This is a genomic window from [Flexibacter] sp. ATCC 35208, from assembly GCF_001975825.1.
Taxonomy (GTDB): domain Bacteria; phylum Bacteroidota; class Bacteroidia; order Chitinophagales; family Chitinophagaceae; genus Chitinophaga.
The window spans coordinates 128,462-152,184 of record NZ_MTKN01000003.1; the positions used below are offsets into that span (position 1 = coordinate 128,462).

Genomic DNA, 23,723 nt, shown 5'->3' on the forward strand with positions numbered 1-23,723 from the left:
CAACACAACTAAGACTATTTTGAGTAAGTTCCTACTTTGTAATTCCAGTGACGGGTATCTTCCGCTTTACCCGTACGGATAGCATCCAGCCTTTGCAGCAACTCATTTCCTACCTCGTATCTGGTAGTATCAAGCCTGATCTGGTGCTCTTTGTAATCCAACTCCTGTACATAGGCCACACTGGCAGCTGTACCGGTGCCAAATACCTCGCGGAGGGTACCCGCTTCATTCGCCGTTACCAACTCTTCGATCGATACCGGCCTCTCCTCTACTGTCAAGCCCATATCTTCCAATACAGACATTACAGCAGCGCGTGTTACCCCAGCCAGAATCGTGCCTTGATTCAAATCCGGCGTTATGGCAGTGTTCCCTATTATGGCAAACACATTCATTGTACCGCATTCCTGTAAGTATTTGAATTCCAATCCATCTACCCACAGTATCTGATCATAACCCTGCTTGCGTGCCTGCATGGTTGGGTACATTACCCCGCCATAGTTACCTGCTGCTTTGGCAGCACCTACACCACCAGGAAAAGCACGAATATATTTGTCCTGTACCAGCAATTTAATCGGTTTATTAAAATACGGACCGGACGGCGAGTTAATAATAACAAATTTATACGTATCTGAAGGCCTTACGCCAATAAATTCATCAGCGGCAATCATAAAAGGACGTAAATACAGAGAACAACCATCATTAGTCGGCACCCAATTTCTGTCCAGATCGATCAAAAGTTCCATCCCGCCTATAAAAAGCCACTCCGGCACTTCAGGCATCCCCATACGCTCTGCAGAACTGTTAAAACGTGCATAATTATCGTATGGACGGAAAATCATCGGATTGCCCTCCTGATCTTTGTAGGCTTTGATGCCTTCAAAAATAGCCTGGCCATAGTGCCATGCAGCATTGGAAGGACTCACTGACAGATGGCCGAAAGGCAGGATCTCTGCATTCTTCCACTCTTTCCCATCAAAATCTGCCACCAACATATGGTCGGCATATTGCTTCCCGAAGATAAGGTTATTGAAGTCTATTTCCCCAATCCTTGAGTTCTTTGTGCGGGTTACCTTAATTTTTTTTAAGGCTTCTTCCCCTACCCTGTTTTCTATTTGTTTATCTACTCCCATCATAATAAAGTGCTGTTAATTTGTTTTGGATGTATGAAAGGAAGGCGAAATCTAAAGTCGGAAATCGCGCATCTGAAAATGAATAGACTTAAATTTGCTCAATTCGTCAAATGCAAATAAAGCAAATTTTTCCCCAAAGGGGGCCTTTACATTCAATTTAAACTATATATGCATGTCTTTTGATCAAGTACAGCTGGACCCATACTTTCTGGCCAGGATCTTTACCCAGCCCATCATACCGGGGGAAAAAGCACCTGTTGCCACCACTCCTGCTGTCATTCCGGACGTGAAATTTTTAGGTGAAAATCAAAAAAATATTGCGCTATTCATACAAAATGAGGGGGGAGCGTACTTAAACGAAGAATTATTCAACCTCCTCACCAATATCTTAAATGCCTGTAAACTGGGTATGCAGGATATAGCATTGATAAATATAGCCCATTACCCTGCCATGGCCTTTACATCCTGGCAATCGGCCGTAAAAATGAAGCAGGCTGTGTTTTTTGGCATCCCTCCTGCTACCATGGGGTTGGAAGATTTCCCTGTTTACCAGATGATCTCCGCCAATGGCTGTCAGTTATTGCATTCAGACGATCTGCAGCTCATCGCACAGGATAAGATGTTGAAAGGAAAGCTGTGGGGAGGCCTCAAACTATTGCTGGGGATATAAATCTGTAACTTACATTCATGAAGCTAGTATTCGCTACCAACAACGAAAATAAAATAAAGGAAATCCGCTCCATGCTGGGCGACACGTTCGAGATCATCACCCTACAGGAAGCCGGTATCGACATCGATATACCGGAACCACACGATACCCTGGAAGAGAATGCCCGGGAAAAATCGGTGACCATCCACAATATGACTCACCAGCACTGCTTCTCTGAAGATACAGGGCTGGAAGTATTTGCATTGAACGGCGCCCCCGGTGTACTCTCCGCCCGCTATGCCGGCGAGCAGAAATCTGCCGAAGACAATATTGAGAAGATGCTGCACGAAATGAAAGGCCAAACCGATCGCCGTGCCCATTTCAGAACCGTCATCTCCCTTATTCTCGACGATAAAGAATACCAGTTCGAAGGTATCTGCCCCGGCACTATCCTCACCGAACGCAGAGGTGGCAAAGGCTTTGGCTACGATCCTGTCTTCGTTCCTGATGGTTCTGCGCTCGCATTTGCCGAAATGGACATGGCCGGCAAAAATGTTTTTAGCCACAGAGCCAAAGCATTCCAGAAACTGATTGCCTTCCTCAAGGCTCACTGATAACATACATAAATGGCCAGAGTAAAAATTGAGCTTCCCGAACAAATGGATTTTCACACCCAACTCCCTGTAAGGATTGGGGATATCAACTATGGTGGTCACGTAGGTAACGATGCCATTCTCTCTATCATTCACGAAGCACGTCTCCGCTTCCTTGCCAATTTCGGGTATGGTGAACTGGACAAAGATGGTCAGGCAGGCCTTATCATGGCCGATGCCGCCCTCGTATACAAAGGTGAAGGCTTCCACGGCGATATCTTTGACATCGCTGTAGGGGCCGACGATTTCACCCCTTTTGGTTTTGATCTTTACTACCGTATTACAACTGTCCGCGGGGATAAAACCATCCTGATCGCAGAAGCCAAATCCGGTATGATTTACTTTGATTACAAAACCAGAAAAGTAGCCCGCCTGCCCGAAGAGTGGAAACAAACTCTTTCACCTGTTAAATAAAATATCGCGCATGGACTTTGAACAATTGAAGAGCATTATCACCACCCGTCGGAATATCAAGCCGTTTTCTATGAATGGCAAACACATTCCGGACGAACAAATTCAGGCTCTCCTTGAACTGGCTGACTGGGCCCCTACTCATGGTTATACTGAACCATGGTACTTTCCGGTATTTAGCGGCGATGCCGTAAAACGCTTTTGTACAGCTCACGCTGAGCTATACAAAGCCAATACCGCCCCTGATAAATTTATCCTGGGCAACTACGAAAAACTGAAAACACAGGGCGACCTGGCCTCCCACGTAATCGTACTTTGTATGAAGAGAGGCAACAAACCAGGTATTCCTGAAATTGAAGAGATTGCTGCCGTATCCTGTGCAGTCCAGAACCTGTGGCTGGGTGCTACCGCCCTGGGACTGGCTGGCTACTGGGGTTCCGGTGGTATGACCTTCTCTCCCGCCATGAAAGATTATCTTTCTCTGGGCGAGGAAGACAAGGTAATCGGCATCTTTTACCTCGGTTATTCCGATGAACCCCTACCTGAAGGCAGGCGCTTAAAGCCAATGTCTGAAAAAGTGAAGTGGGAAAAATAAAAATCCGGTATTTTTATTGATATGGCTTTGGGTGCTCACAACTTACTCAAAGCCATATTCTTTTTAATCTGCTAATACATGAAGGTCAGATTAACCTTACTCCTGCTATTCTTGTGTCATGTAGTATTGCTGCACGCACAAACCCCTGCGTCCAAGCCCCTGGACAGCGCGACCCTGAGCAAAATCATTTCACAACAGGTGAAAGACAGCTCTTCGGGGAAACCTAAACTACACCTTTCTGATACCTCGGTGGCGGTGCTGATCACCCGACTGGAAAGTTATACCCTCATGCTCAATGAGGTAATGAGTATACTGAAACGAGGGATGGATACCTCTGAGATCAGTGAACGACTCCCACTGATCGATTCTTCTCTGAATGTAGTGAAGCGGGATATTACCGCCCTTGGAAGTACCCCGAATGTAATGGACCTGTATACCAACAGGGTCTTACTCGTACAATTGGAATGGCGGCTGGATAACTGGCAAAGCCAGTTATTCAAATATTATGATAAATTAGTAAACATCACGGATACCCTACAGCAATTGCGAAAGGATACCACCATGAGAGATATACCTGCGGAAGATGAACTGCGGGATATTTATGTGGGGCAAATGGCCACACTGATCACCAAGTGGAGACAGGTGGACAGTGCGAACAAGCGCAATTTATTGTTCCTTGGATTATTACAGAATAAGGTGGCAAAGCGGTACCTGGAATCCACCAACCTGTTAGAGGATATGGATTTTCAGTTGTCGAAGTATAGTGTGCGGATGTTCGATAAAGATTTCAGTTATCTGTGGGAACCGCCGCGGCCAGGTAAAAAGGGGCCTACTTTCCCACACGTATTACAGCGATCAGTGGCGAAAAATATGCATGTATTGCAGATCTTTTTTGCTATCAGAAGACCGATGATCTTATTCTGGTTGCTGGCGGCAGTAGGGTTTGCATGGTGGGTAATGTCGAACATAAGACGGATCAGAAGAGATCATACCGGTCCGGAAGCGGAGACCATCCTGCAACAGATCAGGTATGTGATTGTACATCCGATAGCGGGCACATTGTTATTGATGGCCACCTTGTCGGCCATGCTGAATATTCAGTACCCGATATTGTTTTCGGAGATTACATGGGGTATAGCGGTGATTTGCGCTTCTGTTATTATTAAAAAGTATCTGCCAGGACATTTGTTCAGAAGATGGTTCCTGCTCGTATGCCTGTTAGCGTTATACTGTGTGAATAACCTGTTGATACAGGTCACATTTACAGAGCAGTGGGGCATCTTTACAGGTGGCATACTCGGTGTGATCTTAGGTTACTACCTGTTGCACAGCATTGAGCAAACCAAGCTGCCATTACCGAAATATGCAAAACATGCGGTGTGGATCTTTATGATGATGAGTGGATTGTCATTGTTCCTGGTGATCATAGCGCGGGTCACTGCGGCAAAGATCTTTGGCGCGGCGGGCGTGGTAAGTATTACCATTTCACTGGCGATTGTGTTGACGGTGGAGATACTGATGGAGGCCATTTACCTGCATGTGGAGGCGAATAAACATTCAAGTACGTTTGTGTCTTTCCTCGATTATCAGCATATCAAGGCAAGGTTGAAATCGATCCTGTATGTAATAGCAACAGTGGGATACCTGACGCTGATAGCCAGGAACCTGTACATATATGACGCCTTATATGAACTGGTAGCAGATATACTGGTGGCAGAACGAAAGATAGGCAGTTTTGCTTTTTCTTTTGGAGGGGTGATTGTGTTCCTGTTGATTATTTGGGTGTCTTCGGTGGTGAGTCAGTTATTAACTTTCTTATTGGGATATACCGGCAATAATGTACCGACCCGCAAAGGCTGGGGATCTTACATGTTGTTACTACGACTGGCAGTTTTAGGAGCTGGCGTATTACTGGCGTTTGCAGCTTCGGGGATACCATTGGATAAGCTGGCAATTGTCGTGGGGGCATTGGGTGTAGGTATTGGTTTTGGATTACAGAATATTGTGAATAACCTCGTGTCGGGGATTATACTGGCTTTTGAAAAACCAATTGAGGTGGGTGATACCATTGAATTAGGAACCCGTACGGGTGTGGTAAAGGAGATTGGTATCCGGTCCAGCAGGATTTCGGCTGGAGATGGATCGGAGGTGATTGTGCCGAATGGAGAACTGATTGCGCAACAGCTGGTGAACTGGACATTGAGTAACCGTTCACGGAGAGTAGACATCATTGTAGGTGTGACGTATGGTGCGGATATTAATAAGGTGATATTGGTGATGAAACAATGCTTGCAACAGCATGAAGGGGTCATGGCGGCGCCGGAGCCCACAGTGTTACTAAGTAACTTCAGAGATGGGGGGATGGATTTTCAGGCATTCTTCTGGATCAATGATCTGGGTCAGGCAGGGAGCATGAAAAGTGCGGTGCTGACGTCAATATATGCTTCCCTGCAGGAAGCGGGTATTACGATTGCACATCCTACACCACAGCAGGTGCAGATAAATATGGATCCCATGTTCTGGCAACAGCAGCACCCTAATCCACCAACACCATAGTTTCTGAAAGCGTATTCACGCTTTCAGAAACAAAATGATGAAAACCTGCCACGGGAAAATCGGGTAATATCCATTAAATGTCTTCACTATAACGCAAGGTAGCATCTGGCACACTGTATGATGTATCAGTATATAAAGCTAAGATTATGAAAAACTTACAACTTGCGTTACTGGGTTTTGCCATCATGCTGTTAAGCAGCTGCGAAGTAGTAGGCGGTATTTTTAAAGCCGGTGTATGGACAGGGATCATTGCTGTAGCAGTTGTGGTGTTCCTGATCATATTTCTGATATCCCGTGGACGGAAGTAACAGAGCCACTGATATATCCGTTGGCATAAAACTCCTGCTTGATGCGGGACCATATCCACGCACGGCCCTTGCCTGATTTAAGCAGCCATTCATGTTTCATTGCGGAGATCTTATCCTCAAAGTTTTGCAGATAGATGACCTCCCATGGCCTGTACTGCAGGGTGCCTTTCTGGCGCCCATGCACATTGTGAAAGTGAAATCTTTTAACAAGATCAGTCGTGTGTCCGGTATAGATTTTCTGGTACCTCCGGGAAAAAAGGATATAAACGGTATACATATTAATGGTTAAGCCATGAAACACAAAAGGTTACCCTGTGTCGGAGGTAACCTTTTGTATTCCTGTATTTCATAGAGAAGCAAAGATACTTATTTTATCCGGGCAAGGCGGGCATAAATTTCCATCATGCCCGTTTGTCCTAATAAATCTTTGTCCTTCTTATGACCGACCAATCCTCTTTCATCACTTTCGGTAGTCCATACTTTGTCGGCATCTTCCTGCATTGCATTGATATACTGTCGGTTACCATCCACAGCATACAATGCTTCGTACCCTCTGAGCAGGACAGCATTGAACCAATAGGAATATGGAAACCTGCCCTGGCGGAAAAAGTGAGCATAACTGCCGGCTGCTATGTGTTGTGCAGCTTCCAGGTAATGCTTATCCTTTGTAATATGATATAGTTTGACATTGGCTTCCAGCATCGTACCCGCATTGTAGGTGTAAGCAGCGGAGTCGATTTTCAACGATGGCACATGGATCATGTCGTAATAAAAACCTTCGGGCGCCTGCAGGTATTTGTTGACCCAATTGTACAACAGCAGCGCTGTATCGAGATAGCTTTTCTGGTGGGTAGCCTGATATAACTGTAAGGCTACCAATATGCCCGGGCCATTGGAGCAGGTGTTTTTACCACTTTTATCTCCCTCTTTCCAGTATAAACCACCGCCGGAAATGGTATCAAAGCCCGTCATCATAAATTTATAAATTTCCGTGGCTTTTTCAAGATACCATTTCTTCTTTGTGCGCTTATACGCATCCAGGTAGGCGATGGCAATCCACTGATTGTCGTCATAAAACCTGTCTCCGCCCTTTTCTTTCACGACATAGGAGTCATAACCCGGTGCGGGCGCTTTTTTGTCGTAATAGGCATTAATGGCTGTAATAACGGTGGGCATGTAGTTTTTGCCCGGGTGAATGGCTTCCATTTCGTTGGCTGCCTGGATCAAACCACACAAAGGCCAGAGATAGGAATGCGGGTTTTCTCTCTTTTCCTTGTCAGTGGTTTCGTAATAGAGTTTGTTTTGCGCGTCATACAGATTCCTGGTGACTGCTGACCAGAGTGTGTCTGCGTGAGTTTTGTTGGCAGATGACTGCGCGAAAATGCTGCTATGAAGGCATAGCAGCATCATGAGACCTGAGTATTTAAGCATGCTTGTGGATTTTTATATCTCCGGCCGAAGCCGGAGATATAAAATTAGTCAATCAATTCCAGTTCTTTTAGTCTGGCGACAGCTTCTATCAACATAGATCCGCTGAGCTGGGTAGTCAGATCTGTAGTAGTTGCTGTACTTGTCCAGCTGGTATTAAAGATCACCTGTGGACGGGTAGTACCCTGCAACCACATAGTTTGTGCATTCAGCAATAAGGAATTCGCAAATTTCGCCTGGTCGGTGCTGGAAATACTACCATCTGTAATGAGCAGCATTAAGTAACGAACCAATATACCTTTGAACAGACCACCATCGCCCCCACCTTCGTCTTTGAAGATGTTGTTGGTGGTGAACTCACTACCCAGGGAATTATTCGCCGTTCTCAAGGCATCAGAGAGGTAAGTATTATCTCCTGTAAGTTTGTACAACTCTACTGCTGCACCTATGAACACACCCTGGTTGTAGGTAAATTTCCAGGCCTTGTTCGTACCACTGGCATCCAGCCCATCCCATACCAGCCCTGTAGTTGGGTCTACGAGATTATCCTTTTGCCACTGATAGATCTTCTTGGCCCATGCCAGGTCATCGCCTTTATGATCCAGCTGGTAAAAGCGGGAGGCGATGATACTGGCGGGCGCATTGGCGGGCGTATTCTTATTTTGACGGTCCTTGTTCCAATAAATGCCACCACCAAAGGTTTCATCCCATCCACCTTTGATGTCTTCCCACAGGGTAGTAGCGGCAGTTTTGTATCGCGCATCACTGGTGGCTTCGTATGCACGCAGGCAAGCCAGCGTCATCCATTCCATATCATCATAGAAGTGATTGATGATGGTATTGCCATTCTTCACCTGTGCACCATCCAGCAATTTATCCATACGTGCTTTGATGGCCACATCACCTGTACGCAGGTATGCATCTACCAGTAGATCCAATGCATGCGCATTGGGCCAGTAGTTGAAAGTCTGATCACTGCTATTGTTCTTATTAAAGTAATTGCCACTCTGATTGTACCAGCCGCTGATCAGTGAATTCTCTGTAGAATCAGCAATAGCAGGCCAGTTATATACATAGCTCACAGCGCCTGCGCCAGGCCCGGGACCATCGTCCACAGGCTCTTTCAGGCAGGAAGTAAATCCTGTAATGAGTAAGGTGCCAACAATTATCAATTTGCGCATAATTCAATAATTTATTTAATGATCACTTCATGCGTATACGTCTTGTCAGGAGAGAAGTATACATTCACATCACAGTTTTTAGTGTCTACATCACCGTTGAATTTGAAACAGTAGTTGTACTGATCGCTGTTGCTGATCAGGTGCAGTTCCCAGAAAGACAGTGGTGTGGCAGAAGTAGGACGGTTGTTGTCTGCATTGGAAGAACCCCACCATTCGTAACCTGTCGTACCATCAGCTGCAGTGACACTCAGGCGGAATTTATAACGTTCATCACGCCCCCATGATTCCTGGTGGAAGGTGATCGGCTGGTTTTTGAAAGACCATACACCATTGCTGGTATAATCCAGGTTGTACATGATTTTGTTTTCAGGTGCGAACCATAGACCTATCGCAGTAATTTCAGTTACAGTAGCTGCAGCATTGTTGAAATCCAGTTGCAGACGGTATATTTTTGTGCCAACTGCCTGCGTACTTTCGCCATCTTGTTTTACAGCTCCCCCATCAATATAGAAGGTAGTCGGCGTACCAGTATTTCTGTCTGTGAAATGGTAAGTACCATTTTTCAGAGAAGTATAGATTTCAAATACACCCGCAGAAGTAGATTTCATTTTCAGCGCAGCAGCCAGGTTATCACCAGCTTCAGTAGCAGCACCTGTCAGGAATACATCAACAGGAATTTCTGCAAAACCATTTGGTCTTTCTACTTCGATAGTACGGGTTTCAGCAGCTTTCTGAATATTGTATCCTTTTGATGAGTTGACAGTCCATTTCAATTTGCCTACTGCAAGAGAAGCGATACCCGCTTTGGCAGCGATGGTATTCAGATCTTTGTGAGACAGTGTCAGTTTGTTATTCACACCACCACCATCAGATGCAATGGTAGCAAGTGGTGCAGAGAAGTCGCCGTCTTCCTTGTCGAACACTACTTCGTACAGTACCAGTGAACCATCTTCGGCACGTGCCTGCTCCCATTCGAATGATACGGAAGCGCTGGTAGTAGGTTGCAGTTTGATATACTTATCATCTACCGGTGCACTCAGCGCTGGTACCGGCTTCATGTTCGTATTGAGTTTGTAATCGTCCTTTTTACAGCTGACAGTCAGCAGGGACATGATAGCTAATATATGCAGGAAGTATGTTTTCATGTGTTGCAGCAATTTTTAAATAAGTGGAAATTCTACCAACCCTGGTTTTGTCCGAGGTGGCTGTTTTGGTCGCGTTCGAATGTAGGCACCGGCCAGAGGTAATGTTTTGGATTGTTGAAAAGCCTGTTTTCTACAATGATATATCCATTTGCATCTTTGTTAAAAGCACCTCCGGTTACCTTGATCCCTCTTACTGGTCTGGCCAGTACCTGGTCAGCTATTTTCCAGCGACGGATATCGAATGGACGAATACCTTCGAATACCAGTTCTGCACGTCTTTCACGGCGTACGATGGTTCTGAGCTGATCGGTAGTGGCTGAAGGATATTCAGTAGCACCTGCATCATTGAAACCAGCACGTACACGCAATGCACGAACAGTGGTATTCCATACGTTCGCATCCAGTTGTCCCAGTTCATTTTTTGCTTCTGCATACATCAGCAATACTTCTGCATAGCGAATCATGATCAGATTCAGGCTGGAGTTGTAATTGCTGGCGGTTGGATCGTAATATTTGTAGAAGTAATAACCGGTGGGAGAAGCTCCCTGATCATCCACACTATTGGTAGCGGGATTAGAACCTGGCTGTGTGAGAATCGTTTGTACCGCACCGTTAAAGTCAGTGATGGTAGAACCATCGTGCAGGATGGTGGCTTCAAAACGAGGATCCCTGTTGGTGTAAGGATTACTTTCATTGTAACCGGAACCTGATTCAGCGATACCTTTACCATTCAGCATTACATAATCATCTACGAGGTCCTGTGTAGGCACCAGCACACTCCTCAGCAAGGCAACTGTCTGTGGCAGGAAGTTGCGTTGTGTAGCATAGGTACGACCACCCCCATATTGCAGGTCGAGGATCACTTCGCTGTTATATTCATTGTTGATGCTGAATACATTTTTATAGCTGGATTGCAGACTATAAGTTCCGTTATCAGTTTTGCCAATGAGTTGTTCACAATCATCTACCACAGCCTGCCACTCTCCCTTGTACAAATGTACCCGTGCACTGAAAGCGATCGCAGCACCACGGGTGATGCGGCCTCTGTCCTGTTCAGCATAAGCAGTGTTTACCGGCAGGTCTGCACGGATGGCAGCCAGCTCTGACTGTACAAAATTGAGGATGTCTGCCTTTGGTGTGCGGGTGATGGATTTAGCTTCGTCGATGGTAATGAGGTTGGTATAGAATGGAACATCCCCATACCAGTCTGCCAGCTGAAAGTAAGAGTAGGCACGAATAAAACGGGCTTCGGCCAGGATCCTTTTTTTCAGGGTAGAATCCATGTTTGGCACCTTGTCGATATTCGTTGTTACGGTGTTACACTTGCGGATACAGGTATAACGGTATGACCATTCATTCGTTACTCTTGCATTGGATGGATCGTAGGCCCCATCAGCAATAGCGGTCACGTTGTCAAAACCGGTACCGTTTACATAAGCATTGTCGCTCAGTGCTTCGTTGCCGAAAAAGTAGCCGTCGTTCGACATATTTTCGTAACAACTGTTTACGGCTGCGAGTGCATCATCAGCATCCCGCCAGTAGGCCTCCTCTGTATATTCGCGTGTGATAGGCTGATCCAGCTTACGGCAGGAATACAGCGTAGTCGCACTTATGAGTATTATCAGTAGTCTCTTCATACGTTTAAAATTTCAGGTCTATACCAAAAGAGAAGGTAGCTGCATTCGGATAGCTACGTCCTGCAATAGCATTGTAATTGGAAAAAGACAGCTTATCGTCGAACTGTGTGAACTCAGGATCTACACCCAGATCGTGGAAGCGACGAGGTGTGAAGGTGAGCAGGTTCTGACTGGTGAAGTAGATCCTTGCACCCTGTACCTTTATACGATCGGTAAAGCGCTTAGGCAGATTGTAGCCAAATTGCAGGTTCTTCAGGCGCAGGTAGCGGGTGTCGAACAGCCAGTAGTCTGAATAAGCGAAGTTGTTAGCATCAGCCGCACCGATGGTGAGACGTGGATAGGTTGCATCCGGATTTGTAGGTGTCCAGCGATCCAGGTGTTGTACAAAGGCGTGGTCCTCATTGTTATGGAATGCTTCTACGATATCACCGCGCAGGAACTGGGTACGCTTGCCAACTCCCTGCCAGAACATGGAGAAGTCGAAGTTGCGCCAGCTGGCACTGTAGTTAAATCCGAATGTGTAACGAGGGAATGGATTACCGAATACATAACGGTCGTTTGCATCGATCACGCCATCACCATTACGGTCTATATATTTGATATCGCCGGGCATCACCTGTTGATTGTAGGCGAATGGCACTTTGGGTGCATTCTTGATATCGTCGAGGTTCTGGTACAGACCATTGGATTTGTAGCCGTAGTAAGAAGCGATCGGGAATCCTTCTTTGATGATGTAAGTGAAGTCAGAACCCTGAATGGACTGTTCACCATATTTGATCACCCTGTTCAGGTTATCAGATAAGTTTACGCCGATCGTGTGCTTCACAGCGCCTGTTTTCGCGTGGTAGGATAAGGAGATTTCCCATCCTTTGTTTTCCACTTTACCTACGTTCTGCAGAGAAGAGCCGATACCTGCTGTACCCGGTACTACCTGGAAGAGGTAGATGCCAGTGGTAGTTTTATTGAAGTAGTCGAAGCTGGCGGTGATCTTGTTATTGAACAGATCCATATCCACGCCATAGTTACTCATGGTAGAGATTTCCCATTGCAACGTTTCGTTGTATGCGGAGAAATCAGCACCGGGAGCAGGTGCGTTGTTGAACGCATACTTGCCGGAGTTGAGCGTTACGCGGGCCAGGTAGTTGAAGCCTCCGATGTTGGAGTTACCCACTTGACCCCATGAGTAGCGCAGCTTGATGTTGCCGTATTTATCTTTGAAGTCTTTGAAGAGCTTTTCGTCTGTCACTCTCCACCCCAGGGAGAATGCAGGGAAGAACTGCCAGCGATGACCGGGAGCCAGTTTGGAAGAGCCATCATAGCGCCAGGTGAACTCCGCGAGATATTTATCGTCGTATACATAGTTGACCCTTCCAAAGAGAGAGTTCAGTGCATAGAGATTGGGATTGCTGATATCATTGTAAGTGCCGATGGTAGAATAATCATAGCTGCCATCAGGCTTAGGAATATAACCGCCACCAATAGCCCATTGGTCATCGAGGTTGGTGGTACCGTAGCGGCTGGCTTTGATACCATAGTATTCATTCACGGCATCGCTACGTGCGCCTACCTGTGCTTTTACGTAGTGCTTGCCGAAGTTGTTTTCGTATTCAGCAGTGGCGTATACGTTCGTGTTGTTATCCTTGTATTCAGATTCAGAATACTGGTTGTAAGTAGGTGGATTCGCAGTGGTATAATAAGGAGCGTAGCTATACTTATTCACCCTGTTGATATCGTTGGTGATGGTGTAATTGCCGGAGGCATTGAAGTTCAGCTTCAGGTGTTTCACCGGAGTTATCGTTACATCCAGACCACCGAGCAGGTTATCTTTTTCAACCAGGTCAAACCCTTGCAGATCCAGCTGTGCGAACACGTTGTTACTGTTCAGTGCAGGAACGACGAAGTTGCCCAGAGAATCTTTTACAGGATAGATACGGGGTGTACGCATGGCATCGCGCATCAGGATACCGATGTCGGCAGATTGGCGGCGGAAGAAGGATTTAGTGTACGCAATGTTTGCATTTACTTTTACGTATTTGCTTACATCTACGCCGAGGTTTGCTCTGGCGTTGTAGCGTTTATAATAGAAGTCCTGGTTTACGTATTTATTCTGCAGCATGTTGCCCTGGTTGACATAACCGAGGGAGATCAGATAGCTGCTGCTTTTACCCCCGCCAGTCAGGCTTAAGCTATGATTTTGCTGAGGGGTATAGTTACGGATCATTTCATCCATGTAAGAGGGATATGAACCTTTACGTTTCCAGTAAGCAATTTCATCAGGTGTGTACTGTGGTGTTTTACCGGAGTTCACCAGTGCTTCATCTTTCAGGGTCATATATTCCCATGCTTCTACGTTGCGGGGTAGTGTGGTTGGTTTTTGCCAGCCATACATCCCATTGTAGGTCACGGATGGTTTATCGTCTTTGGAACCTCTTTTGGTGGTGATATAGATAACACCGTTAGCAGCCTGAGAACCGTAGATAGCGGAAGAAGCGGCATCTTTCAATACGGAGATGCTTTCCACATCGTAAGGGTTCAGGTTTTGTAAGCCATCGCCACCGGTCTGCACACCATCGATGATGATGAGTGGGGAGTTGCCGGTGAGGCTACCCACACCACGGATATTGAGGGTGAGTTTAGCACCTGGTTCTGCATTTTGTTGTTGCAGGATGAGGTTTGGGGCAGTACCCTGTAGGGCCTGGAACATGTTTGTTACAGGGCGGCCTTCAATATCCCTGGTCGAAATGGTATTGATGGCCGCAGTTACCTGGGTTTTCTTTTGTGAGCCGTAAGCTGTGATCACTATCTCTCCCAGGTCCTTGGAATCGGCTGTGAGCATTACGGTAATATTAGTTCTGCCATTGATACCCACCTCCGATGGGATGTAGCCAACGGAAGAGCAAACTAAGGTACCATTGGCTTGCCCAGCTGGGATCTTTAGCGTAAAAAAACCATCATCATTTGTAGTGGTGCCTAGATTGGTACCTTGCAGACGTACGTTGACGTTAGGGATGCCAACGCCTTTGGCGTCTACAATACGGCCACTGACACTCAGATCATTTGCCTGGTAAGTAGCGGCTGGCTGGCGGCCCTGACGCAGGATGATTTTGTTATTGATCTTTTCGAAGCGGATGTCCAGCGGAGAGAGGATGAGTTTGAGCACATCGTCGAGCTGTTGATCTTTGACGGTAAGGGTGACTCTTTGGCCGGCTTTCACTTCGTCGTTAGAGTAGACGAAGACGAAGGGTGTTTGCGCTTCAATTTTTTCCAGCACCTGTCCCAATCCTTCATCGTTTACCTGGAGGGAGATGCGGTTTTCTGTGGGCTTTTCGGCGGCATTGACCTGCTGTGCGCCTGAGCAACGGCCAGTGTTGGAGGCGAAAGCCATCTGGGCGCGCAGATCGAGTATGTTCATAACGATCATACAGACGAACATAGGCAGGAAAAGGGAGCGGAAAGTAGCCGGAATAGTAAAACGTAGCGGTCTTTCTTTCATAACGCTATTTTGGTTTATTGTGTGTATCAGTGATATTTACAGAGTAGGGGGCGGCTAAAAAGGGCTGAATTGGAAGCCCTTTTTAGTGATGCCTGTACCTTAACGTGAATTATGCTGTTTGTTTCTTTTTCTTTTACTGTTTTGATTTACGTGTTTAGCATTTGCGGTCTGGCAGCTTTGCGGTTATGCAAAAGCTGTTTGCTTTGCCGTTTTGTGGTTTCGCTGTTATGCATCGCTATTTAGCTTTGCGGTTTGACAGTTTTGTTTTTCCTGCATCAGCTGTTTTGCTTTGCCATCTGGCGGCCTTGCTGCTATGCATAAGCTATATTGCTTTTCCGTTTTGTGGCCTTGCTGTTTGCCTATCAGCAATATGCAATTACAGTGGTTGCGTTTACCTTCCTGCTATTCACTTATCAGCAGTGTGCTATCAGTTATATTATAGTGGAATGATCTTGATCTGGCAAGGTAATACATGATATCCTGCAGGTTGTTGTTCTGGAATGAGCCGGTGAGCCTGTAATGCCGTGGTGCTTCATCTATAAATGAGATCTTCTTACCGAAGGTCCTTTCCAGTTCAATGCCTATTTCTTCCAATGTCTTATCTCTGAATACGAGTCGGCCTTCAGTCCAGGCTTTATCGTCTTCAGCAGCTGTTGGTTCTTTAATAATTGCTTTTGTAGCGGCAGGCTGATAGGTTACTTTTTCATCTGGTGTGATGAAGACGGTATCCCTGTTATCAGCAGGTATAAAGGCTACTTTACCTGTTTGTACGGAAGTCTGCACGGCTTCATTATCATAGGCACGGATGTTAAAGGAGGTACCTAGTACATGTACACTTCCTTTAGCGAGGTGAATGATGAAAGGCCGACCAGGATTGGGTGCGATATCAAAGAATGCTTCGCCGGTGAGGTAGACTTCCCTGGACTTGCTGTTGAACACTTCAGGGTAAGTGAGTTTACTGTCTACATTGAGCCAGATCTTACTACCGTCAGCGAGTTCGATGCTGGCGCGGGTTGCTTTGCCATTCTGGCGATGCAGCCATTGCATGGTGTCGTTGGCTGCCATCTGTGATATAGGAGTATGTGCTTTGTCTACATACAATAATCCGGTACCGAGTATTAATATAGCGGCGGCGGCGACACTGAGCCATTTCCACACAGCTCTTTTGGGTTGGAGTGTGGGAGTGGCGTGAATGCGTGCCATGGTTTTTTGCAGGGCTAGTTCAGTATCTGCAGCAGCGTGATAAGGTGCTTCCCTGAAATAGGATTGTAATAGGGTAAATTGTTCCCGTAAATAATCGTTATCCTGCATTAGGATATCCAACTCCTGCAGCTCTTCGGCGGTAGCTTCTCCAGCCAGTTTCCTGGCGGCTAGTGTATTAAAAAGTTCATCGTTGATCATAATTGAGAAGCCGGTTGTATGAGAAGGACAGAGATATTTTGAAAACTACTTACAGAGAGATTTATTTTTTTTCTGTTTAGGGAAATACATGTTCATTGCCAGAGAAAAGAAAGGCCTATTTCTTTAGCTAAAAGAATGACCTACTTTCTTTTAGCAAGACGAATGGCTTACTTCTTCAGCGAAATGAATGATCTACTTAGCGAAATACATGACCTACTTCATCCGCAAGACGAATGGCCTATTTCTTTTTTGCTTTCATTGAAACAAATGGACCGATCACTTCATTCAATCGCTTCATCGCTCTGAATAATTGTGTTTCGACAGTGCGTGGCGAGATGTTAAGAATTTCAGCCACATCTTTATATTTAAATCCTTCTTCTTTAATCAGTTTAAATACCCGCCGACATTGATCCGGAAGGCGGTTTACTTCCTGATCCATTTTGAAGAGGATCTCTTTCCATTCCATTGTTTTCTCCGGGTCTGTAGTGGTCAGCCCGGCTAAACCTGAATCATCATTTAGTGGAGTAATTCTAAGGTTGGAATATTGTTCAAGATAATTGAGTGAATGATTTTTGACTGCTACGAACAGGTATACTTCCAGGTTAGAAATAGCACCCAGCCCGGCACGTCGGTTCCAGATCTTCACAAATACGTCGGAGACGATTTCTTCCGCAGCTTCGCGCGTGGACACATATTGCATGCAGAAATGCAACAGTCGTTCGTAATAGTGACGGAATAGCGAGGCGAAAGCTTTTTCATCGCCATCATCAGCTATTTGCTGTTGCCATAAACGGATGTTTTCATTGTTGCTCATACCCTGCTGACAGTACCGTAGACGATATAGATAATTTTTGCCCCTTTCATAATGTGGAATAATGGCAGTTAGGCCATTTGATATAGGACAGATAAATTAGAAAAATTACTGACAGCCCTAAAAAATATTTTTTTCCAGCAAGCCGCTTCTTCCGGAAGCTGCCGCAGGGGCCACCCAAACCATTTGAATTTGCCCAAGGTAAAATTGAAAGGAATAGAGTGGATTACTCATTCAGAATTGAGTACTTTTCTGTCAAATAAATAAAACCAAAACCCTTTACCAGTATACACTGCGACAGTAATATCAGTCATTAATTGAAATGTTAATATAGTAAGAATTTTATGTGTGAATCGGGGGAAAAGTCTTAACTTAGTATTGTTACCCAAAATTATCAAACTTCAAATGATTAATGTCGGCGATATTTAATACCATATTATCAATTATAGCTGTTTTCAGCTTGCTGTCTACCTTAGCATTACCTGTTATCAGTGCCTGGAGGGAATCAGCCAGGCTGAAGAAATATAACACACATCCTCCGAAGGCTTTAGTATTGGAGGACAGAAGAGGAAAGGTAGTAGTACTTGAACTTGAAAAACAGAATGATGTACAAGAGATTCTTCGCACGATGGATGTACTACTAGGGAAGTGACCCAAATACCATAAAATCAATTCAATCCTATAAAACCATTTTCATTCCTTGGATCAAGCAAACTCATTGGTTGCTAACCCATCCACAGAGGCTCTCAATAACCAGCAACCAAGCTCTACATCTGCCAGTATAGCTGGCGCAAGCAGTGGTACCCTGCTCGTACTACTAGCTAGCAATCTCCCTGACAATTATCCACTAAAGTCCTGGCTTGTAATTATTGCTCCCACTGTTTCAATAGCCTTCTCTTTAATCTGGAAGTTCCTTATCCGGGAGAAGAATGCGTATTACAAACGGAAACGGGTAGTGAAATTTAAAAAACTTTTACTACAGAAAATAGAAGCAGCATTAAGTGATGGGCTTATCTCTTCTGAAGAAGCAGCAGCACTGAAAAGGAAAATGATAGAGATCGAGCTGCAAAGTATCGACAACCTTGCTAACAAGATCAAAACCATTGAATTTGAAGAGTAGTCTATTCCGTTTGAATACTTTGGACCGGATTGGTCAGCGCGGCAGTCATTGCTTTGTGACTCACGGTGAGCAAAGCTATGGCTACCGATGCTGCAATGGCGGTCAGGAATACTGTTGCTCCGACGTCCGTACGCAATGTGAAGTTTTGCAACCAGTTGTTCATGAGCCACCAACCAGCTGGTGCGGCTATCAGGAAAGCCATGCCTGTTAAAGTGAGAAACTCTTTCCAGAAGAGGTAAAGTATATTCATGACAGATGCACCCAGTACCTTACGAATTCCGATCTCTTTCTTTTTTTGTACTGCCATGAAAGAGACCATTCCATATAAACCCAGACAGGAAATAAATATAGCGATGCCGGCAAAGAGGCGGTAGAGCAGGGAAAGCTGTTGCTCCTGCTGGTAGTAGTTTTCCATTTGCTGTGTGAGGAAGCTACCATTGAACACATAGCCGGGAAAGGCTTTCATCCATTCGTCTTTCAGTACATCGATCATTTTGAAATCAGTCAGTTTTATGCAGGTAAGCCAGCAGGCTTCGCGCCAGGGCATCACTACAGACGGGCGTACCTGTTCTCTCAGGGAATTGTTGGTAAAGTCTTTTATCACACCTACGATTTGGTGCCATTCGCCTGTGTTGCTAATTTTTATCGTGTGACCGATCGCACTTGCAGGATCTTTATAGCCTAATTGCTTTGCAAAGGTTTGATTGATGAGAAGCTCACGGATATTTTTACCATCCTGGTAGTTACGCCCTGCTATGAGTTGCAGGCCAAAGGTGCGGACGTAATCAGCATCCCCACAACGGATGTCAATATTATAATTGCTGGGAGTAGCCCCCTGGTCAAAATAAAAAACATCCATCCAGTTGCTATTTGCAGTGGGTGGCATATTGGCTAAGGTGATGCTGGCGAAACCGGCGTATTGTTTTAAACGGGTTTTGAGGGCATTAGCACCATTCAGGTCGTAATTACCAAAACCATGTACCGTGTATACCGCCTCCTTATTAAATCCCAGGTCAGCAGATTGTAATAGGTGTACCTGCTCCATGGCCACGATAGTGCCGATGATCATGATCTGGGAGATGGCAAATTGAGTGATGACTAAACCACGGCGTACGGAGAAACCAGCGGGTTTGAATGCTTTGAGCGGTTGATAACCGGATAAGATAAAAGCTGGGTAGATGCCAGCGAATAAGGTGACAGAGATTAAAAGGATGAATAAGAAAACAATATTTTCTATGCTGAATACGGCGATTGGCATGGGGGTAAATCCGCGCAATACAGGTAAGGATAATTGTGCGATGCCGATGGCTAGCAGGATGGCTACGGTTACGAGTATAGCCGTCTCAAAAAGCAGGTCGGTGATGAGTTGTCTTCTTAAGCTGCCTAATACTTTGCGGATACCGATTTCTTTGGAGCGGATGGCGCTTGGGGCGGTGGTGAGGTTGATGAAGTTAATGATGGCCATGAGCAGGATGAGCACACCGATGAATGTAAGGGTGAGCAAACGGGTATGGCTGGAAACATGAGGAACGATATAACTAAAACGGTTGTCAAAGTGGTTTTCGCTGAGGGGAAGTAAGAGCAGGGTTCTTACTTTAATCAATTGATTGGTGTAGTGTTCTTTGCTGAAAGTTTTAAGGCGGTTGCTGATAGTAGCAGGGTCTGTATTTTCTGGTAATTGTACAAAGACCTGGTGCTGACCATTCATGCCGCCCCAGTCGTTTTTTACATAGCTATAATCGTCAGGGTGCTGACGGAGGGTTTCAAATGAAACTACCATGCGGAGGGGAAAGTCAGTATTGGCAGGTGCGTTATCTAAGATACCGGCTACTTTGAGCGGATACTTATTGTCTAATGTGATGATCTGGCCGATGGCTTTTTTCCAGGTGCCGAAGTATTTTTCGGCGGTGGTTTTGTCTAAGACGATTGTATTGGGAGCGGCTAATTGGGAGGGATCGCCTGAGAGCCATTTTTGGTGGAACAGGTCAAACCAGGCGGGTTCTATAAAGTAAGTACCGTGGTCTTCTTTGAAGACCTTTGCGCTTGTATTTTTTCCTGCATTATTGCCTGTATTCTTTCTTATATTATCTCCTGCATCCTTGCCTACATTATCTCTTACATTCCTGCCTGCATTCTCTTCTACATTCCCGCCTGCATTCTCTTCTGCATTTTTGCCTGCGTTATCTTCTACATTCCTGCCTGCATTCTCTTCTGCAGAAAACTGCGCCCCCTCTATCATTTGGAGGGTTGCTACTTTTTCCATTTGTGGAAACTCGTTTTTTATAGCATCAGGTACGCCGGTGGATACTCCAGAATTGTATTGTACGCCGGTGGAGTAGTCTGTTTGGGTGACGATGCGGTAGATGTTTTTATAGTTGGGCTGCTGGGTGTCGAAGCTGGTTTCAAAGCGAATGATCATGAACACGATCAGGGAGGCAGCGATGCCGATGGCAAGGCCGGCGATATTGAGTAAGGAAGCTTTTTTAAAACGGAGGAGGCGGCGGATGGTGATTTTCAGCATGAGGAGGTGGAAGCAGGAATAGTGCCATGTGGGAATAAGATGATAGTCAGAGGGTTGTGGGGGTAGGGTGTCCGGTTTTGAGCGGAGTGATGTCCGGTTATGGACGAGGGAAGATTAAGATCGTTTTATTTGTTGTAAAAGATCTTTTGCAGGTACACTTTTGAAATTGCCATCTTTGGGCATGATTAAATTTACTGAATAATCACTTTTTCGCAGCAAACTTCTCTCGCTGTCCCAAATATAACCCTGCTATTACTAAAATCGTCCCCCCCCATGTAAACAAGGTAACCGCCTCATGCAATAAGATAGCTGCATAAATAAAACCGAATACCGGACAGAGAAAGAGCCAGAGCGATGCACGTACTGCATCACGCTTTACAAGGTAGAAGAAGAGTTGTAATGCCGTGACAGAAACAGGAAGTACCAACCATAAAAGCCCACCCCAAAAATTGATGTCGTATCTGGTAGTAGAAAAATCAGAAGTTAAGCAGGTAAATGGCAATAACAACAACCCACCCAGAAACACCTGCCAGCCATTAATGACGAGATTGGGTAACTCCCATTCGATACGGGAATAATAGACAGTAGCAACAGAAACAGATAACATACCGGTTAGCAGTATAATTAGCCCTGCTACAGACCCATGGCTCTCGGCCAACAAAGGATAAGTAGCTACTGCAACGCCGGATAAACCAAGGAACATACCCGTGAGCTCATACCATCTTAATGGTCGCTTGAGCCATAATGCAGATATCGCCATGATGAATAAAGGGTTCGTTGCAGTAGCCAGGGTGCCGATACCCGCAGATACCGATTTCATGGAAATAACATATAAACTCAGGTATAAGGTAGTATTGAGAAACCCAAATGTGAGCAGCTGTCTCCACTCCTTTCCCTGCGGCATTCTATGTTTGCCTTTCTGAATAAGATAGGCAAACAACAACATCCCTCCTCCTGCGAGGAAAAATCGGAAGTTGGCCAATATTAAAGGCTCTGCTGATCTGATACCAATCTTGGTAGCCACGCTGGCGGAAGCCCATAGCATGGCGAATAATACACCGAATACAACTTGACGCATCTGATAAAACCTGGTTACTTCCCAAAGGTAATATCTTTCCTGTCATCGGTTCTGAAAGTTGCTCTGGATACTTCTACAAATGGATTCATTCCAACAATATGTTCTGAAAGATTTCCACACTTATGTTCTGAAAGTGATCCCTCCTACTTCCCAAATGTCACTCCCTTCCAATCATCTGTCCTAAAAGGACTCGCTGGTAACCCAGCACCATTGTAAAGATTACCCTCAGGATTATTGGCCCAACCATACCTCACCGCCACAGGATGTGGCACCTCTTCACTCCACACCACGACCTGATTCCCCTTGATCGTAGCCTGTGCCCAATGGAATTGCTTGTCTTCGCCAGCGATAGCGAACCCTTTTAATGTCCCACCTTTCTTCACCTGCAATCCATCATTGGTATATTTAAAGTTCAAAGTCACTTTGTTCCCTGCAATCTGCTTAGACAAATAGATAGGCCCGGAATAAGGAATTTTCTCCCCATACACCTCTGCCCTTGCGATGAGGGACAACCTACGCCCTACCTCCTGTTTATTTTTAGGATGTATATCTTTCGCCTCTCCAATATCAATCGCCGATGCCATACCTGTAGCTGGCAGTGATAAAGTCTTTAACTGTGCCTCCCGCAGCTCTGCCCAATCAGACTCCACAGGTTGTGCATCCACATCCTTGTAATTAGCCAGCTGTACGAAATAGAAAGGAAAATCCCCCTGCTTCCACTGTTTCCGCCAGTCTTTGATCATGAGGGGAAACAACTCCCTGTATTGATACGCCCTCTCAGCGTTGCTCTCCCCCTGATACCAGATCACTCCACGGATGGTATATGGTATAACAGGATGGATCATCGCATTATATAATAATGTTGCCTTATTAGGATTTGAAGGCGCTTCCGGCGTAGACAGTTGCTCAAATGATTTAACCGCATCCGCAAATGCCGGCATTTTTTTCAACGATTCCCCACTCGTCCACGCTTCTGCTACAGTCCCCCCCCACGAAGTGAGGATGATTCCCACAGGTACTTGTTGATACCCATTAATTTCACGGGCAAAAAAGTATCCGACTGCAGAAAATTCCGGAATATATTGCGGCGTACACGCCTGCCATCCACCCTGCAAAACAGTGACGGTATCAAGCGGTACGGTACTGGTTGCACGTTTTATCATCAGCAGACGAATGTTGGGATAGTTCGCTGCTTTGACTTCCTGTTCGAAGTTGTGGACCTTGCCCCAGCCCTGGAGCGGTATTTCCATATTTGACTGGCCGGAAGCCACCCATACTTCACCTATTAATATATTATCAAGGTGAATAGTGTTCTTCCCTTTTAACGACATTTCGTAAGGGCCGCCAGCTGGCATCGCAGGTAATGTAACCTGCCATTTACCTTTTTCTGTTGCAACAGTTTTTACTGCTTTTCCTTTAAAAGTTACTGTGACTGTTTCGCCTTTATCAGCCCATCCCCAGATATGTAATGGTTTATTGCGTTGCAGAACCATATTGCTTCCGACTAAAGCAGGCAATTTAATATCAGCATAACAAAAAGTAACAAATAGTGATAACACAGTGGTACTGAGGAACGTGGATAATCGCATGAAATTAGTTTTTTAAT

At 45.5% G+C, this 23,723-nt stretch carries 20 protein-coding genes; 8 read left to right on the forward strand and 12 right to left on the reverse strand.

All coding sequences use genetic code 11. From position 1 onward, the window contains the following. Window positions 1–14: 14 nt before the first annotated feature. Complete coding sequence (locus BW716_RS03605) at window positions 15–1,133, reverse strand: branched-chain amino acid aminotransferase (protein WP_235643451.1); 1,119 nt, start codon at window positions 1,131–1,133, stop codon at window positions 15–17. 169 nt (window positions 1,134–1,302) lie between these two features. Here BW716_RS03605 and BW716_RS03610 point away from each other — a divergent pair, with 169 nt between their 5' ends. The 6 genes from BW716_RS03610 to BW716_RS03635 all read left to right on the forward strand — a co-directional run bounded on the left by BW716_RS03610 (window position 1,303) and on the right by BW716_RS03635 (window position 6,302). After that, complete coding sequence (locus tag BW716_RS03610; protein ID WP_083721047.1) at window positions 1,303–1,800, forward strand: hypothetical protein; 498 nt, start codon at window positions 1,303–1,305, stop codon at window positions 1,798–1,800. 17 nt (window positions 1,801–1,817) lie between these two features. After that, window positions 1,818–2,393, forward strand: a complete 576-nt coding sequence (gene rdgB, locus BW716_RS03615) for an RdgB/HAM1 family non-canonical purine NTP pyrophosphatase (RefSeq protein WP_083721049.1) — start codon at window positions 1,818–1,820, stop codon at window positions 2,391–2,393. A gap of 12 nt (window positions 2,394–2,405) precedes the next feature. Continuing rightward, entirely contained in the window at window positions 2,406–2,846 is a 441-nt protein-coding gene (locus tag BW716_RS03620) for a thioesterase family protein (RefSeq protein ID WP_083721051.1), read from the forward strand. Window positions 2,847–2,856: 10 nt separating this feature from the next. Further along, complete coding sequence (locus BW716_RS03625) at window positions 2,857–3,438, forward strand: nitroreductase (RefSeq protein ID WP_083721053.1); 582 nt, start codon at window positions 2,857–2,859, stop codon at window positions 3,436–3,438. A gap of 78 nt (window positions 3,439–3,516) precedes the next feature. After that, complete coding sequence (locus tag BW716_RS03630) at window positions 3,517–5,994, forward strand: mechanosensitive ion channel family protein (RefSeq protein ID WP_083721055.1); 2,478 nt, start codon at window positions 3,517–3,519, stop codon at window positions 5,992–5,994. A gap of 146 nt (window positions 5,995–6,140) precedes the next feature. Beyond that, window positions 6,141–6,302 carry a phosphatidate cytidylyltransferase gene (locus tag BW716_RS03635; protein WP_083721056.1) on the forward strand — a complete coding sequence of 54 codons (162 nt, stop codon included), beginning with the start codon at window positions 6,141–6,143 and terminating at the stop codon, window positions 6,300–6,302. On the opposite strand, the gene BW716_RS38915 is transcribed toward BW716_RS03635, so the two are convergent. The 8 genes from BW716_RS38915 to BW716_RS03675 all read right to left on the reverse strand — a co-directional run bounded on the left by BW716_RS38915 (window position 6,271) and on the right by BW716_RS03675 (window position 17,401). Then, window positions 6,271–6,579 (reverse strand): GIY-YIG nuclease family protein, encoded by a 309-nt coding sequence (locus tag BW716_RS38915; RefSeq protein WP_083721058.1) that lies wholly within the window; start codon window positions 6,577–6,579, stop codon window positions 6,271–6,273. The two genes, BW716_RS03635 and BW716_RS38915, sit on opposite strands and share 32 nt — an antisense overlap. Before the next feature lie 89 nt (window positions 6,580–6,668). Then, complete coding sequence (locus BW716_RS03645; RefSeq protein ID WP_220388707.1) at window positions 6,669–7,733, reverse strand: glycoside hydrolase family 76 protein; 1,065 nt, start codon at window positions 7,731–7,733, stop codon at window positions 6,669–6,671. A 44-nt stretch (window positions 7,734–7,777) separates the two neighbouring features. After that, window positions 7,778–8,911, reverse strand: coding sequence for a glycoside hydrolase family 76 protein (locus BW716_RS03650; RefSeq protein WP_083721060.1), 1,134 nt, complete (start codon window positions 8,909–8,911; stop codon window positions 7,778–7,780). 11 nt (window positions 8,912–8,922) lie between these two features. Beyond that, window positions 8,923–10,056 carry a SusE domain-containing protein gene (locus BW716_RS03655; protein WP_083721062.1) on the reverse strand — a complete coding sequence of 378 codons (1,134 nt, stop codon included), beginning with the start codon at window positions 10,054–10,056 and terminating at the stop codon, window positions 8,923–8,925. A 32-nt stretch (window positions 10,057–10,088) separates the two neighbouring features. Further along, window positions 10,089–11,693: a RagB/SusD family nutrient uptake outer membrane protein gene (locus BW716_RS03660; protein WP_083721064.1), complete on the reverse strand. Its 1,605-nt coding sequence runs from the start codon at window positions 11,691–11,693 to the stop codon at window positions 10,089–10,091. Window positions 11,694–11,697: 4 nt separating this feature from the next. Then, a complete protein-coding gene (locus tag BW716_RS03665) occupies window positions 11,698–15,186 on the reverse strand; it encodes a SusC/RagA family TonB-linked outer membrane protein (RefSeq protein ID WP_083721067.1) in 3,489 nt (1,162 codons plus the stop codon). A gap of 402 nt (window positions 15,187–15,588) precedes the next feature. Then, window positions 15,589–16,587, reverse strand: a complete 999-nt coding sequence (locus BW716_RS03670; protein WP_083721069.1) for a FecR family protein — start codon at window positions 16,585–16,587, stop codon at window positions 15,589–15,591. 238 nt (window positions 16,588–16,825) lie between these two features. Then, window positions 16,826–17,401, reverse strand: coding sequence for an RNA polymerase sigma-70 factor (locus BW716_RS03675; RefSeq protein ID WP_083721071.1), 576 nt, complete (start codon window positions 17,399–17,401; stop codon window positions 16,826–16,828). A 409-nt stretch (window positions 17,402–17,810) separates the two neighbouring features. On the opposite strand from BW716_RS03675, the gene BW716_RS03680 reads away from it, so the two are divergent. After that, window positions 17,811–18,050, forward strand: a complete 240-nt coding sequence (locus BW716_RS03680; RefSeq protein ID WP_083721074.1) for a hypothetical protein — start codon at window positions 17,811–17,813, stop codon at window positions 18,048–18,050. Window positions 18,051–18,098: 48 nt separating this feature from the next. Then, window positions 18,099–18,518, forward strand: a complete 420-nt coding sequence (locus BW716_RS03685) for a hypothetical protein (protein ID WP_083721076.1) — start codon at window positions 18,099–18,101, stop codon at window positions 18,516–18,518. A 1-nt stretch (window position 18,519) separates the two neighbouring features. On the opposite strand, the gene BW716_RS03690 is transcribed toward BW716_RS03685, so the two are convergent. The 3 genes from BW716_RS03690 to BW716_RS03700 all read right to left on the reverse strand — a co-directional run bounded on the left by BW716_RS03690 (window position 18,520) and on the right by BW716_RS03700 (window position 23,706). Further along, window positions 18,520–21,039 (reverse strand): ABC transporter permease, encoded by a 2,520-nt coding sequence (locus BW716_RS03690; protein WP_083721078.1) that lies wholly within the window; start codon window positions 21,037–21,039, stop codon window positions 18,520–18,522. 202 nt (window positions 21,040–21,241) lie between these two features. Next, the gene (locus tag BW716_RS03695; RefSeq protein WP_083721080.1) at window positions 21,242–22,117 is read right to left on the reverse strand and encodes a DMT family transporter; all 876 of its coding nucleotides are present in this window, start codon (window positions 22,115–22,117) and stop codon (window positions 21,242–21,244) included. 143 nt (window positions 22,118–22,260) lie between these two features. After that, window positions 22,261–23,706 carry a sialate O-acetylesterase gene (locus BW716_RS03700; RefSeq protein ID WP_083721082.1) on the reverse strand — a complete coding sequence of 482 codons (1,446 nt, stop codon included), beginning with the start codon at window positions 23,704–23,706 and terminating at the stop codon, window positions 22,261–22,263. Between the last annotated feature and the right edge of the window lie 17 nt (window positions 23,707–23,723).

Bases quoted from the DNA above. Each gene is read 5' to 3' on its own strand.
- BW716_RS03605 (WP_235643451.1), bottom strand. From the start codon at position 1,133: ATGATGGGAGTAGATAAACAAATAGAAAACAGGGTAGGGGAAGAAGCC.
- BW716_RS03610 (WP_083721047.1), top strand. From the start codon at position 1,303: ATGTCTTTTGATCAAGTACAGCTGGACCCATACTTTCTGGCCAGGATC.
- rdgB (WP_083721049.1), top strand. From the start codon at position 1,818: ATGAAGCTAGTATTCGCTACCAACAACGAAAATAAAATAAAGGAAATC.
- BW716_RS03620 (WP_083721051.1), top strand. From the start codon at position 2,406: ATGGCCAGAGTAAAAATTGAGCTTCCCGAACAAATGGATTTTCACACC.
- BW716_RS03625 (WP_083721053.1), top strand. From the start codon at position 2,857: ATGGACTTTGAACAATTGAAGAGCATTATCACCACCCGTCGGAATATC.
- BW716_RS03630 (WP_083721055.1), top strand. From the start codon at position 3,517: ATGAAGGTCAGATTAACCTTACTCCTGCTATTCTTGTGTCATGTAGTA.
- BW716_RS03635 (WP_083721056.1), top strand. From the start codon at position 6,141: ATGAAAAACTTACAACTTGCGTTACTGGGTTTTGCCATCATGCTGTTA.
- BW716_RS38915 (WP_083721058.1), bottom strand. From the start codon at position 6,579: ATGTATACCGTTTATATCCTTTTTTCCCGGAGGTACCAGAAAATCTAT.
- BW716_RS03645 (WP_220388707.1), bottom strand. From the start codon at position 7,733: ATGCTTAAATACTCAGGTCTCATGATGCTGCTATGCCTTCATAGCAGC.
- BW716_RS03650 (WP_083721060.1), bottom strand. From the start codon at position 8,911: ATGCGCAAATTGATAATTGTTGGCACCTTACTCATTACAGGATTTACT.
- BW716_RS03655 (WP_083721062.1), bottom strand. From the start codon at position 10,056: ATGAAAACATACTTCCTGCATATATTAGCTATCATGTCCCTGCTGACT.
- BW716_RS03660 (WP_083721064.1), bottom strand. From the start codon at position 11,693: ATGAAGAGACTACTGATAATACTCATAAGTGCGACTACGCTGTATTCC.
- BW716_RS03665 (WP_083721067.1), bottom strand. From the start codon at position 15,186: ATGAAAGAAAGACCGCTACGTTTTACTATTCCGGCTACTTTCCGCTCC.
- BW716_RS03670 (WP_083721069.1), bottom strand. From the start codon at position 16,587: ATGATCAACGATGAACTTTTTAATACACTAGCCGCCAGGAAACTGGCT.
- BW716_RS03675 (WP_083721071.1), bottom strand. From the start codon at position 17,401: ATGAGCAACAATGAAAACATCCGTTTATGGCAACAGCAAATAGCTGAT.
- BW716_RS03680 (WP_083721074.1), top strand. From the start codon at position 17,811: ATGTCGGCGATATTTAATACCATATTATCAATTATAGCTGTTTTCAGC.
- BW716_RS03690 (WP_083721078.1), bottom strand. From the start codon at position 21,039: ATGCTGAAAATCACCATCCGCCGCCTCCTCCGTTTTAAAAAAGCTTCC.
- BW716_RS03695 (WP_083721080.1), bottom strand. From the start codon at position 22,117: ATGCGTCAAGTTGTATTCGGTGTATTATTCGCCATGCTATGGGCTTCC.
- BW716_RS03700 (WP_083721082.1), bottom strand. From the start codon at position 23,706: ATGCGATTATCCACGTTCCTCAGTACCACTGTGTTATCACTATTTGTT.